11 protein-coding genes are annotated in these 13,450 nt (G+C 63.4%); 8 read left to right on the plus strand and 3 right to left on the minus strand.

Annotated features, from left to right (window positions below):
* Nucleotides 1-31: 31 nt before the first annotated feature.
* Entirely contained in the window at nt 32-1,561 is a 1,530-nt protein-coding gene (locus tag NKI15_RS17360) for an ABC transporter substrate-binding protein (RefSeq protein ID WP_023686913.1), read from the minus strand.
* Nucleotides 1,562-1,673: 112 nt separating this feature from the next.
* Complete coding sequence (locus NKI15_RS17365; RefSeq protein ID WP_023704706.1) at nt 1,674-3,248, minus strand: phytoene desaturase family protein; 1,575 nt, start codon at nt 3,246-3,248, stop codon at nt 1,674-1,676.
* A 119-nt stretch (nt 3,249-3,367) separates the two neighbouring features.
* On the opposite strand from NKI15_RS17365, the gene NKI15_RS17370 reads away from it, so the two are divergent.
* From NKI15_RS17370 to NKI15_RS17390, 5 genes are read left to right on the plus strand one after another with little or no spacing between them, the layout of a single operon-like run.
* Nucleotides 3,368-4,159, plus strand: a complete 792-nt coding sequence (locus NKI15_RS17370; protein WP_023708108.1) for a cyclase family protein — start codon at nt 3,368-3,370, stop codon at nt 4,157-4,159.
* Between the two features lie 16 nt (nt 4,160-4,175).
* On the plus strand, nt 4,176-5,747 hold the full coding sequence (locus tag NKI15_RS17375; RefSeq protein ID WP_023704704.1) for a phytoene desaturase family protein: 1,572 nt from the start codon (nt 4,176-4,178) through the stop codon (nt 5,745-5,747).
* Nucleotides 5,747-6,229 carry a MarR family winged helix-turn-helix transcriptional regulator gene (locus NKI15_RS17380; RefSeq protein WP_023667791.1) on the plus strand — a complete coding sequence of 161 codons (483 nt, stop codon included), beginning with the start codon at nt 5,747-5,749 and terminating at the stop codon, nt 6,227-6,229. Before NKI15_RS17375 ends, NKI15_RS17380 begins: the two co-directional genes overlap by 1 nt.
* A 44-nt stretch (nt 6,230-6,273) precedes the next feature.
* The gene (locus tag NKI15_RS17385; RefSeq protein ID WP_023704702.1) at nt 6,274-8,427 is read left to right on the plus strand and encodes a thiamine pyrophosphate-dependent enzyme; all 2,154 of its coding nucleotides are present in this window, start codon (nt 6,274-6,276) and stop codon (nt 8,425-8,427) included.
* Nucleotides 8,420-9,982 carry an indolepyruvate oxidoreductase subunit beta family protein gene (locus NKI15_RS17390; protein ID WP_023704701.1) on the plus strand — a complete coding sequence of 521 codons (1,563 nt, stop codon included), beginning with the start codon at nt 8,420-8,422 and terminating at the stop codon, nt 9,980-9,982. Before NKI15_RS17385 ends, NKI15_RS17390 begins: the two co-directional genes overlap by 8 nt.
* A 160-nt stretch (nt 9,983-10,142) precedes the next feature.
* Here NKI15_RS17390 and NKI15_RS17395 read toward each other — a convergent pair whose 3' ends face one another.
* On the minus strand, nt 10,143-11,039 hold the full coding sequence (locus NKI15_RS17395; protein ID WP_023667788.1) for a LysR family transcriptional regulator: 897 nt from the start codon (nt 11,037-11,039) through the stop codon (nt 10,143-10,145).
* Between the two features lie 228 nt (nt 11,040-11,267).
* Here NKI15_RS17395 and NKI15_RS17400 point away from each other — a divergent pair, with 228 nt between their 5' ends.
* The 3 genes from NKI15_RS17400 (at nt 11,268) to NKI15_RS17410 (ending at nt 13,437) form a co-directional block, all read left to right on the plus strand.
* Nucleotides 11,268-12,002, plus strand: coding sequence for an SDR family NAD(P)-dependent oxidoreductase (locus NKI15_RS17400; RefSeq protein ID WP_023751778.1), 735 nt, complete (start codon nt 11,268-11,270; stop codon nt 12,000-12,002).
* Nucleotides 12,003-12,103: 101 nt separating this feature from the next.
* Nucleotides 12,104-12,805: an SDR family NAD(P)-dependent oxidoreductase gene (locus tag NKI15_RS17405; protein WP_245261085.1), complete on the plus strand. Its 702-nt coding sequence runs from the start codon at nt 12,104-12,106 to the stop codon at nt 12,803-12,805.
* Nucleotides 12,806-12,837: 32 nt separating this feature from the next.
* Entirely contained in the window at nt 12,838-13,437 is a 600-nt protein-coding gene (locus tag NKI15_RS17410) for an NADPH-dependent F420 reductase (RefSeq protein ID WP_023708105.1), read from the plus strand.
* Nucleotides 13,438-13,450 lie beyond the last annotated feature (13 nt).

Here is a 13,450-nt window from a genome sequence, read left to right on the forward strand (position 1 = left end):
CTCAGCGAAGGGTGGCGCCCACAAGCCGATATCAGGCCGGGGTCATCAGCGCCGGCAGCAGCGCGCCGGACACATGCTGCACCACGTTGACGCCCTTGGCATGCACGATAGGTTGCGCATACTGAATCAGCGGCAGCACATAGGCCTGCTCGGCGATATACTTGTCGACAGCCTTCCAGCCGGCGATGCGCTTGGCCTCGTCCTTCTCGCCCCAGAGCGGATTGATCATGTCGATCAGATCCTGGCTGTCCCACACCGAGTGCGGGCTCGGCCCATACATGGCAAAACCCGTCGACGTCGTCGGGTCGCCGATGGCGTTGCCCCAATTGTAGAAGGCGGCCGGCGCCAGCTTGTCGGCGGCGCGCAGTTCATAGTGCTTGGCGATCTCGTAGACCTCGATCGTCGCCTCGATGCCGACCTTACGCCACATGCCGACGATTGCCTGGATCATCTCATAATCCTTGGGCTTGAAGCCCTTGGTCGTCTGGATGGTGAACTTGACCGGTTTTTCCGGCGAATAGCCGGAAGCCGCGAGCAGCTCCTTGGCCTTTTCCGGATTGTGCTCGACCTTGATCGAGGCGTCGAAGGCCGTGTACTCCGGGGTCTCCAGCGTAGCGATCGGTTGGCCATAGCCGCGCAGCAGCCGCTTGACCAGAAGCTCCTTGTCCACAGCCATGACGGCGGCCTGGCGGACGTTCTTGTCCAGCATCGCTTCGATGTCGTTGAAGAAGATCATGCCGATGTCGGAAACGGGCTTGCACGAGCCGGCAAGCCCGTCCTTGGCGATCAGCCGGTCATACTCTTCATAGGGGACCTCCAGCGTCACCTGCGAGGAACCGGATTCGATTTCGGCAACGCGGCTCGCCGCATCAGTGACGAACTTGATCGTCACATTCTCGAAGGCCGGCTTGTCGCCCCAATAGTGCGGGTTGGCCTTCAGTCGGAGGAAAGCATTTCGCTCGAATTTTTCCACCATGTAAGGGCCGGTGCCGATCGGCGCCTTCTCGAAACCTTCGGCGCCGACCTTCTCGTAATAGGCCTTCGGCAGGATGTAGCCGGTCAGGAACGACATCCATTTAAAGTAGACCGGATCGAACTGCACGACGTCGCCGGTGATCTTGTTGCCGTCGATCTTGAAATTGTTGACGTTCTTCCAGACGAACTGGATCGGATTGCCGGTCTTTTCGTCGCCCGCCCGCTGCAGCGACCAGACCACGTCCTCGGGCGTGAAGGGCGAGCCGTCATGCCAGGTCACGCCTTCGCGCACCGTCATCGTCACCTTGGTGCGATCCTCGTTCCAGCCCCATTCGGTGAGCAGGCCAGGCGCAAAGGACAGGTCCGGCTTTTGCGGAATGAACTGGTCGAACACCGACTGGTAGAGGCCCTGGATCGTCGGGTTGACGGCCGAGGGTCCGGTGGTCGGATCCCAGGACGGCAGGTTGACGTTATAGGCGATGGTCAGCTCGCCCGCTGCCGCCTTGGCGATCTCAGGCAGGCCGATCGCCGCCACCCCAAGTGCCGCGGCACTGTATCCCAGCAATTCTCGTCTGTTGATTGTCATGGTCGTTCCCCTTGTTGGTTTTGTTGTCTTTGCGCGGCACTATCAGTTTATCGATCCGGGCTTCGTGGGCAGCAGCGCCTTGCCTCTCGTCGCCTTCATGAAATCTTGCGAGCTACCTCCCGCCAAGCTGTTGCGCGAGCATGAAGCCGGAGGCCGCGCCGGTGCCGGCGCCGGGCCATGTCGCGGCGCCTATGAGATGCAGATTGCCGACCGGCGTGTTCCAGCCGGCATAACCGCGCGCCGGGCGAAACAAGAAGTTCTGCGCCAGATGATGGCTGCCGCAGACCTGGTCGCCACCGACGAGATTGGGGTTCTCACGCTCGAGGTCGATTGGCGAGAACACTGCACGGCCGAGGATTTTCGCGTGCAGTCCGGGTGCGTAGATCTCGATGGTGTCGAGCACGCGTTCGGCATAGACGTCCTTGACCTGATCCCAATGCGCGGGCGCGATCTTGCCGGCCGCATCGCCCAGGATTTCGGCGGGCAGCATGCGCACCTGCACCCACAGCACATGCTTGCCCTGCGGCGCGCGTGACGGATCGACCGCTGTCGGCTGGCCGACGACCAGCACCGGTTCGTCCGGCAGCATGCCCGCCATCGCCTGCTGATAGGTGCGCGACATCGCGTCGAGCGAGGGCGACAGATGCACATAGGCGAACTGCCGAAGCTCCGCGCCGGCGCGCCAATCGGGCAGGTCGTCGAGCGCCAGATGGATCATCATCGTGCCCGGCGCGTGCCTGAATTTCTGCATCGCCGTGTCGAAGCCGGCGTCGCCGGAACCGTTGGGCAGCAACTTGCCGGTCAGCGCCCTGGGCGCGACGCCGGCAATCACTGCCTTGGTGGCCGTATGTGTCTCACCTGAAGCGAGTCGCACGCCCGATGCCTTGCCGCCGGCAACGGTGATCTCGGCAACTTCCGCCCCGGTGACGATCGTGCCGCCCGCCGAGGTGACCATACCTGCCAGCGCCCGGATGATCGTGTCGGCGCCGCCCTTGCCTAGCACCATGCCAAAGCTCTGGTTGGCGATCGATTCCAGATAGGGGAACACGGCGCCGCCGGCGATGTCGGGTGCGAAATCGAGATGCATGCCCCAGGTGGCAAGCGTTGCCCGCACATAAGGCGACTCGAAGGTCTCCTCCAGCCAGGCGCGAGGTGACGACAGCAAAAGCCGGCCGGTATCGAGCGCGCCTGACATGCCCTTCTTGCGCCACAGGTTCCAGGCGGTGCCGGCAAGCGCGCGGGCACTCATCGGCGATCCCAGCAGCCGGAACAGATGCTCGGCCTCAGCAGGAAAGGCGGCAACGAGCTTGCGCCACGTCGCGGCATCGGCGGCGGAGAACGCGGCCAGCCGCGTGGCAGTCCTTTCCAAGTCATTGCTGACGCCGAACCAGCGTCCGTCCGGAAAGGCGCTGGCGAAACAGTCGGCGACCGGCGCGAACTCAAGACCCTGCGCTTTCAATTCATTTGCATATTTCCGGTGGAAGGCGGAGCCGGCAAACAGGCTCAGATTCATTGCACCGAAATCGTGCCGGAACCCTGGGAGGGTGTATTCGTGGGTCTGGACGGCACCGCCGATTGCTGCGCTGCGCTCGAAAATCCCGGTTTTCCAGCCTTTCAGCGCCAGATGCGCGGCGCATGCCAGACTGTTGTGGCCCGCCCCGACAAAGATGGCGTCGAACTCGCTCACGCCCCGTTCCCATTTCCTTTATGCTTAAAGATAATTGCAGATGCATATGTTTTCGTCTAGTAGGATATTAAGGGCCGAGACGAGCCTTGATCTTCACCAGAAAGAGGGAACTTCAGACCATGGACACGCAAAAACTCCTCGGCGAAGTCGCCGGCCAGCTGCTTTCAGGCGCCATCAGGGTGGTCGACCTCTCTGCGCAACTCGGACCCGACACGCCTCTTATCAAGCTGCCGCCGGAGCTTGCCGTCGACACGCCAAAGGTCGAGATCCATAACATCTCCCGTTATGACAAGAACGGCCCGTGGTGGGCATGGAACTGGCTGAAGCTTGGGGAGCATTCGGGCACGCATTTCGATGCGCCGCAGCATTGGATCAGCGGCAAGGACTATCCGGACGGCGCCACCGACACCATTCCGGCGCAGAATTTCATTGGTCCGGTCAATGTCATCGACTGCTCGAAGGAAGCCGCCGCTGACCACGACTTCCTGCTCACCGTCGACCACATCAAGGCGTGGGAAGCCAAGCATGGCGCCATCAACGCCGGGGAGTGGGTGGTGATGCGCACCGACTGGTATAAGCGCAATGGCTCGGAAGCCGAATTCCTCAACGCCAACGAAACCGGCCCACATACGCCAGGTCCGACAGCCGAAGCCATCCAGTTCCTGATCAGCAAGGATATCAAGGGCTGGGGCTCAGAGACGATCGGCACCGATGCCGGCAAGGCAGGCGGGATGGAGCCGCCATTTCCAGCCCACACGCTGATGCACAAGGCGAACCGCTATGGCCTCGCCAGCCTCTGCAACCTCGACCAGTTGCCTCCAAAGGGCGCCATCCTGATCGCCGCACCGCTCAAGATCGAGCATGGCACCGGCAGCCCTATCCGCGCGCTGGCGCTTGTATCCAACGGCTAGGTGAAAGCACGCCAAGGTGAGCCAGCCGGATCACATCATCGTTGGCAGCGGCATCAACGCGCTGGTCTGCGCGGCGATGCTCGGCGGCAAAGGGGCGCGTGTGCTCGTCCTCGAGCGCAATGACCGCATCGGCGGCTGCGTGCGTACCGAGGAGATCACCGCTCCCGGCTTTATCCATGACGTGATGGCAACCACCTTCGTGCTGTTCATCACCTCGCCGGCTTTTGCGGCGTTGGGCGGCGATCTCGCCAGGCACGGGCTGGAATTCTGCCACACCGGCACGCCAACTGGCGTGCTGCGGCCGGACGGCAGTCATGCAGTGCTCACCACCAACCGCGCCGCCAATGTCGCGGCAATCAATGCGATTGCCGCCGACGATGGCGACCGGCATGCGGACGATGTCAGCGGCATCGAGCGCAATGCCGGCCTGTTGTTCGGCCTGCTCGGCGGCAGCCTGTGGTCCTATCCGACGGCGAAACTGCTGGCCGGCGATGCCTGGCGGCGCAGCCCACGCGGCCTTGCCGCCTTTCTCGGCGAAGCACTGGTGCCGGCGCGCAGCTGGCTGGAAAGCACCTATCGGTCCGAGACAATCCGCGCGCTGTGGGCGCCCTGGGTGCTGCACGCCGGGCTCGGACCGGAAGACGCCTTCTCAGGGCAGATCGCCAAGGTCATTGCCTTCGCGCTGGAAGCGGCCGGGGCGCCGATCGTCAAGGGTGGAGCGAAGACCCTGCTCACCGCCTTCGAAGCTCTGATAAGGGAACGTGGTGGCGACATCCGTACCGCCGCCGATGTCGCCTCGATCGTCCAGAGCGGTGGCCGCGCGACCGGCGTACGGCTCGCCTCGGGCGAAACGATTACAGCAAACAAGAGCGTCATCTGTTCGGTCACGCCGACGCAGCTTTACCACCGGTTGCTCGGCAGCGAGGCTCCCAAGGCCGATGTCGAAGCGACACAGAAATATCGCTACGGCAAAGGCAATTTCCAGATTCACTATGCGCTGAACAAGCCGCCGGCATGGCGCGGTGCTGGCCTGGACCAGGTGGCATTGTTGCACCTGACGCCGGGGCTCGATGGCGTCTCGAAAGCCTGCAACGAGGCGGCGCGCGGCATGCTGCCCGAAGTGCCGACCATCTGCGTCGGCCAGCCGCATGCGCTCGATCCGTCGCGCTGCCCGGAGGGCAAGGCGATCCTGTGGCTGCAACTGCCCGAGGCGCCCAGGCACATCAAGGGCGACGCCGCAGGCACGCTGCATGCACCGGCTGACGGACAATGGACCGAGGCGCTGCGTGAAGCCTACGCCGACCGCGTCGAAACCATTCTCGCCAGCCACATCGATGGCTTCAAGGGCAGCGTGATTGCGCGCCGCGCCTATTCACCGGCCGATCTCGAAGCGATGAACATCAATCTGGTCGGCGGCGACCCGTATGGCGGGTCGTCCACCATCGACCAGTCGTTCCTGTGGCGGCCGTTCAAGACCAGCCGCAACCATCAGACCGGCATCAAAAACCTCTATCACATCGGCGCCTCCACCCATCCGGGTGCAGGGCTCGGCGGCGGCTCCGGCTTTCTTCTGGCGGGCAGGCTGTGATGGAGCAGAAGGTCGCAGAAAAACGCCAGCGCATTTCGACGCTTGGCCAGATCGGCCTGCAGCAATTCGCGCCCTATCTGATGAACCGCATCATGGGGCGCTACAACGCCACCTTGCGCGACGATTTCCGCAAGCAGGGCCTGACCATTCCGCAGGTCCGCACGCTCGCCGTGCTGTCGGTCACCGACGGTGTCACCGTCAACGACCTCTCGGTCTACACCGTCATCGAGCAGTCGACCTTGAGCCGCACGCTCGACACGCTGGAAGGGCAAGGCTTCGTGCGGCGCGAGCAAGGCGTCACAGACAGCCGCATCCGCCATGTCTTCCTGACCGATGACGGCCGCGCCGAGTTCGCGCGCGCCTGGCCGGCAATGCATGACGCGTTCGAGGCGATGTTCGACGATGTCGACGACGCCGAATACGCGGCGCTGATCGCCACATTGCAGAAGATGCTGAAGAACATTCGCAAGCACGACATCTAGACGTTAGGCGCCGGCCGCACCGCCGGCAACGGAAGGTTGGAAAAATGGCCGAACGCTCTTTTGCCAAGGAAGTCGAAAAACTCAGGCTCGGCGCCGGCGAGGAATTTGCGGGCGAAGGCATTCTCGCCATCACCAAGGCGCTGCTGCAATGCGGCGTCGGCTATGTCGGCGGATACCAGGGCGCGCCGATCAGCCATCTGATGGACGTGCTGGCCGACGCACAGGAGATTCTGGGCGAACTCGGGGTGCATTTCGAGGCGAGCGCCTCGGAAGCCACCGCCACCGCCATGCTGGCGGCCTCGGTGCATTACCCCATTCGCGGTGCGGCGACCTTCAAGTCGACCGTCGGCACCAATGTCGCGTCCGACGCACTGGCCAACCTCGCCTCCGGCGGCGTCACCGGCGGCGCGCTGATCATCGTCGGCGAAGACTATGGCGAAGGCTCCTCGATCATGCAGGAGCGCAGCCATGCCTTCGCCATGAAGAGCCAGGTCTGGCTACTCGACCCGCGCCCCAATTTGCCGTCGATCGTCAAGGCGGTGGAGGATGGTTTCGAGCTGTCCGAGGCATCCAACACGCCGGTGATGCTGCAGGTGCGCATCCGCTGCTGCCATGTGCATGGCCATTTCATCGCCAAGGACAACAAGCGCCCGCCGATGACGGTGGCCGATGCGCTCGACGCGCCGCGCCGCGACACCGGCCGCATCGTGTTGCCGCCCGCCTCCTTCCTGCACGAGAAGGAGAAGGTGCAGAAGCGCTGGCCGGCGGCGGTGGAGTTCATCGCCAAGAACAAGATCAACGAATTCTTCGGCTCGGACCACGGCTCGGTCGGCATCGTCATGCAGGGCGGCATGTACAATTCGGTCATCCGCGCGCTGCAGCGTCTCGGCCTCGCTGACACCTATGGCGAGACCGATGTGCCGCTCTACGTGCTCAATGCCGTCTATCCCCTGATCGACGACGAGTTCCTCACCTTCTGCGAAGGCAAGCAGGCGGTGCTCGTGGTCGAGGAGGGCCAGCCCAACTACATCGAGCAAGCCTTTGCCGCCATGCTGCACAAGGCCGGGCGCGGCACCAGGCTGGTCGGCAAGGAATATCTGCCGATGGCCGGCGAATATACCGGCCAGGTCATGCTCGACGGCATTGGCGCCTTCCTGCGCGCCGAATCCCCGCATCTCTTGCCGGGCGAGGTGCGCGCGCCCAACAAGGTCGGCGATGGCGTCGACGCCGCCGACCTGATCAACGTCGTGCCGGGCCGTCCGCCGGGCTTCTGCATCGGTTGCCCGGAGCGGCCGATCTTTGCCGCGACAAAGCTGGTCGAGCAGGAACTCGGGAACCATCACATCGCATCCGACATCGGCTGCCATTTGTTCTCGATCATGCCGCCTTTCGAGCTCGGCGCCACCACCATGGGCTACGGGCTGGGGCCGGCATCGGCATCGGCGTTCAATTCGCCCGACGCCAAACGGCGGTCGATCTCTTTCGTCGGCGATGGCGGCTTCTGGCACAATGGCCTGACCTCCTCGATCGGCAACGCGGTCTTCAACAAGAACGACGGCGTCATCGTCATCGTCGACAATTTTTACTCCGCCGCCACCGGTGGGCAGGACATCCTGTCGTCGCGTGCGGGCAACAAGACCAAGTCGACCAAGCATCCGATCACCGAAGCGGTGAAGGGCATGGGCGTCAAATGGCTGCGCCACATCGACCGCACCTACGATGTCGGCAAGATGCAGGACACGCTGCGCGAGGCGCTGACGACGGAGGAAAAGGGACCAAAGGTCATCGTCGCCTCTTCCGAATGCATGCTCAACCGCCAGCGTCGCGAAAAGCCGCTGGTCGACAAGGCGATCAAGGGAGGGACCCGTGTCGTCAAGCCGAAATTCGGGGTCGACGAGGACATCTGCACCGGCGACCACGCCTGCATGCGGCTGTCCGGCTGCCCGTCGCTGTCGGTGAAATCGCTCGACGATCCGTTGCGTGACGATCCGGTGGCATCGATCGACCAGAGCTGCGTCGGCTGCGGCAATTGCGGCGAGGTGGCGGACGCCGCCGTGCTGTGCCCATCCTTCTACCGCGCCGATGTCGTGCACAATCCGGGCCGCTGGGACCGTTTCCTGGAAAGCGCTCGCCGCGCCGTGATCGGCCTGATGCAGCGCCGCCGCGAGAGCCGCAGGTTGACGTTCGCCGATGCTTGACCAGGCTTCGCCCTTGCGTCCGAAATCCGGTGCCGCCGATACCGAGCCGGTGATCAAACTCGCTTTGCTCGCGGTCGGTGGCCAGGGCGGCGGTGTGCTCGCCGACTGGATCACCGATGTCGCCGAGCGCAATGGTTACGTCGCGCAATCGACCTCCGTCGCCGGCGTCGCCCAGCGCACCGGCGCTACGATCTATTACGTCGAGATGGCCCGCGACACCGGCCGGCTGCCGGTCTTTGCCCTGTCGCCTTCGCAGGGCGACGTCGACATACTGATCGCCGCCGAGCTGATGGAAGCCGGCCGCGCCATCATCAGGGGCTTCGTCACGCCCGATCGCACCACGCTCATTGCTTCTTCGCATCGCATTGCCGCGGTGTCGGAAAAGATCGAGCCGGGTGACGGCCGGGCCTCGTCTTCGAAGGTACACGCGACGGCGGAAGCTGCATCGAAACGCTTCATCGCCTTCGACATGGAAAAGATCGCCGCCGATAATGGCTCGATGATTTCCGCCAGCCTCCTTGGCGCGCTGGCAGGCTCCGACGCATTGCCGTTCAGGCGTGAAAGCTATGAGCAAGCGATCGGCGCCGGCGGCCGGGGCGCGAAAGCCAGCCTCGCTGCCTTCGCCGTTGCCTACGACCGCGCGCGCGGTACGACCGTCCCCGCGCCAGAGCCGGCAGAACCGGCCACGGTCGACCCCGCTCCGGGTGCAGGGCGCGTGAGCGGTCCGCAGAACCTGCTGCAGGGTTGGCAGGCACTGGCTGCCCGCATCGACCTGATGCCCGCGGCGGTGCGCGACATGGCGCTCCGGGCGCTGAGAAAGGTCGTCGACTATCAGGACATCTCCTATGGCGGCGAGTATCTCGACCGGTTGGACAAGGCCGTTGCGCTTGATGATCCCGGCCACGCCCATGCATTGTCCATCGCCGCCGCCAAGCATCTGGCCAACGCGCTGTGCTATGACGACATGATCCGCGTCGCCGATCTCAAGACTCGCTCGACCCGCGACCAGCGCGTGCGCCGCGAGGTCGGCGTCAAGAACGGCTCGATCCTGCAGGTAACCGAGTATTTCCATCCGCGCATCGAGGAGTTCTGCGGCACTTTGCCGGCGGGGTTGGGCAGCTACATTGAGAACCGGCCGAAACTCGCTGCTTTCCTTGATCGTCGCATCAACCATGGCCGGCGCATTCGCACCGACAGCTTTGCCGGCTTTGCGGTCCTCTGGTTCATCGGAGGCCTGCGCCGCTGGCGGCGGCGCCTGTTGCGCCACAAGGTCGAGACGGCGCATCTGGAGCGCTGGTATGCGCTGGCGCTCAGCCACGCGCCTCAGGACTACGCGCTCGCCGTCGAAATCCTGAACTGCCGCCGGCTGATCAAGGGCTACAGCGACACCCACCTCCGCGCCCAGTCCAAATTCGATCGCGTGCTGTCGGCGCTCGATCTGGTCAAGGGCCGCGATGACGCTGCCGACTGGATCAGGCGGTTGCGCGAAGCTGCGCTGAAAGACGAGAAAGGCGACATGCTCGATGGCGCGCTGAAGACGGTGGCATCGTTGTGATCATGGTGTCGGAGGAGGTCGAGCTTAGGCTGGTACCTCTACGCTACTGCCGCCGTTTCCCTACTCCCACTAGATTCGCGGATTGAACACGCCGCTTCAAGCGATCGCAGCTCGGCTTCCACCCGGATTGCGGGAAGCGTTGCCGGCCGACCTGCGGGCGTCAGTCGCGCGATATGGACAGCCCCGAGAGAAGCGGAGCGTACGCGGCGAGCCTGCGGGATACGAACTCGGTGAAGAGCCGCACCCGCTTCGTCTTGCGTGTCTCGCCTTGCGTGAGAAGCCACAGTGTCCCATGCATGGGCACGTCGATCCCCGGCACCCTCACCAGCAGGGGGTCGGCATCTCCGACGAAGCACGGCAGTTTCGTTATCCCAATCCCTTGGTGCGCCGCGATGATCTGCGTCTCGGCGTCAGGTGTCCTGAACGGTACTCCCGTGACGTGAACTTCTCCCTCGCGCGCCCAGTCCGGAATTCCATGATTGTCTATGCCTATCCACCGGATGGGATCAGGCGTGCCCGCACGCCACGCGGCTAGTCGATCGCGAGACATGTAGACGCCGCTGAACAGCTCCGGTCCCTTCAGGCCGTGAAGATTGAGCGGCAGGGTCTTGCGGTCGGCGACAATGCGGATCGCGACGTCGGCCTCTCGGTTGGTCAGATTTGCCAGCTCACCGGACGACAAGATTTCCATCTCGATGTCGCGATGCAAACGCGCGAAGTCGGCGAGATCCGGCATGAGCAGGTGTGTGGCGAGGAACGGTGGAAGCGTCACCCGCAAAAGCCCGCGCGCGCTCTGGTCACGACCGAAGACTCGCGTCTCCAGTTGGTGCGACGACGCTTCCATCTGGGTCGCGAGATCGAGGACCTCCTCGCCCGCAGCCGTCAAGCGGTAGCCGGAAGGCAGCTTTTCGAACATCTGCGCCCCGAGGCGTTCCTCGAGCTGAGCGATGCGCCGCAGCACGGTCGAGTGGTTCACACCGAGGTGTGCGGCGGCAGCACGCACCGAGCCTACGCGCGCGGCGGCAAGAAAGTAGCGAACGTCATCCCAGTCGATCATGGTGCATTCCTGCGCAGCGAAGTGCGGCTTGCAAAGCCCATACTAACACGATCAGCCGTAGTTCGTGCGGTCGCCGCGGCGTTCAATCATCTAGCTGGATCGTTTTCGCACCAGCGATGTGCGCGATTGCGCACTCACCGCCCGACTTCGGCGAACCCATCTTGAGGCTCTCGCGGGACTTTCCCGTACAGCCAAAGATACGAGACGGCGAAACGAAGGATGCATGACATGAACAGACTGAATGGAAAGACCGCTGTGATAACTGGCGGCGCTACGGGCATCGGTCGCGCCGCAGCCAAGCGCTTTATCGAGGAGGGCGCCTTCGTCTTCATCTTCGGCCGCCGGCAGGAAGCGCTCAACGCCGCCGTGGCTGACCTTGGGCCTAGTGCCCGCGCGGTTAAGGGCTCGGTCTCGGATGAGGCCGACCTCGACCGACTCTACGCTGCGGTGAAGGCCGAGCGCGGAAGCCTCGATATCGTCTTCGCCAATGCCGGGGCGGGAAGTCTGCTTCCGCTCGGGCAGATCACCGCCAGGCACATTGACGAAACCTTCGACACCAATGTGAAGGGTACGATCTTCACGGTCCAGAAGGCGCTGCCGCTGATGAGCCAGGGCGGTTCGATCATCCTGACCGGCTCGAGCGCCGGCACCACGGGCGCTCCGGGGTTCACTGCCTATAGCGCGAGCAAGGCGGCAGTGCGCAACCTGGCGCGGACCTGGGCGGAGGACCTGAAGGGCACCGGCATCCGGGTAAACGTGTTGTCGCCCGGGGCGACGGCGACCGAACTCGCGAAGGAGGCGTTGGGCGAGGAAGGCCAGAAGGCCTACGGCGCGATGACTCCGCTCCAGCGCATGGCCAATCCGGCGGAGATCGGGGCCGTGGCCGCCTTTCTCGCGTCGCCGGACAGCAGCTTCATGACCGCCAGCGAAGTCGCCGTCGACGGCGGCCTGGCTCAACTCTGACCCCCAGCGCGGTCCGTACCTGGGCCGCGCGCAACGAAAGACAAAGAATTATGAAAAAACTCGAAGGCAAGATCGCAGTCATCACGGGCTGAAGCAGCGGGATCGGATTGGCCACAGCCAAGCGCTTCGTAGAAGAAGGAGCGCACGTCGTGATTACCGGGCGAAGAGAGAAGGAGCTGAAGGAGGCCGCAGCCTTCATCATGAAAAACGTTACGACGGTCGTGGGTGACGTGTCGCTCCTGGAAGATCTGGATCGCCTCTATGCCGTCGTGAAGGTGAAACATGGTCATATCGACATTCTCTTCGCCAACGCCGGCGCGGGGACGATCGCACCGCTCGCCGTCGCTACCGAGGCACATTTTGATCAGACCTTCGATGTGAACGTGAAGGGTCTGTTCTTTACGGTGCAGAAGGCCCTTCCCCTGTTCAAAGACGGCGGTTCGATCATCCTGAATTCTTCAGTGTCGAACGTGTTGGGGCTTCCAGGGTTTAGTACCTACGCCGCGAGCAAGGCGGCTGTACGCAACTTCGCGCGCGCTTGGACACTGGAATTCAAAGACCGCAAAATCCGCGTCAATGCAATGAGTCCGGGACCAATCGAGACGCCGGCCTTGGAGACAACGACTGGCCTTACCCCTGAGCAAGCCGAGCAAGCGGCCGCCCAGTTTGCGTCACAGATCCCAATGGGTCGCAGGGGCAAACCAGAGGAAATCGCTGCTGCCGTCACGTTCCTCGCCTCCGATGAAAGTTCTTTCGTCACCGGCGTGGATCTCGCCGTAGACGGAGGCATGGCGCAAGTCTGACCCCGGCATTAGCACCAGATCGGAGAAGTACTATGAACTATGCAATCGTAGGATTCGGCAATATCGGACAGGCCCTTGCCAAGGCGTTTGCCCGAAACGGCATCGAAGTTTCCGTTGCAACCACACGCGACCCGGAAAGCTTTGCCGCCGATGCGGCCGCGATCGGACCCACGATCATCCCCAAAAAACTGGCGGAAGCCATCAAGGCGGACATCATCTTTTTGGCTGTCCGCTTCGAGGCGCACCCGGATCTCGCGAAGGCGCTCCCCACCTGGCAGGGGAAGACGATCATCGATGTGACCAATGCCTATGGCGTGCCCCCGGAGGAACTGGGAGGACAACCTTCTTCCAAGTTCATTGCGCAGGCCTTCTCTGGCGCAAAACTGGTCAAGGGCTTCAACCATCTGGTCGCCCCGGTGCTTGATCAGGATCCGGCCGTACATGGTGGCCGGAGGGTCGTGTTCCTGGCAAGCGACGATGATGCTGCCGCAACACAGACTGGGGAGCTTGCGGAAAATCTCGGTTTCGCGCCGATCAAGCTTGGCGGGGTGTCGGAAGGTGGCCTGCTGGTCCAGGCGCGCGGAGACAGCTGGGGTCATCTGATCTTCAAGGACTTGGTCAAATTCGACTGACGAGCGCGACGTC

The organism is Mesorhizobium sp. M0862, assembly GCF_040319795.1.
Classification (GTDB): Bacteria; Pseudomonadota; Alphaproteobacteria; order Rhizobiales; family Rhizobiaceae; genus Mesorhizobium.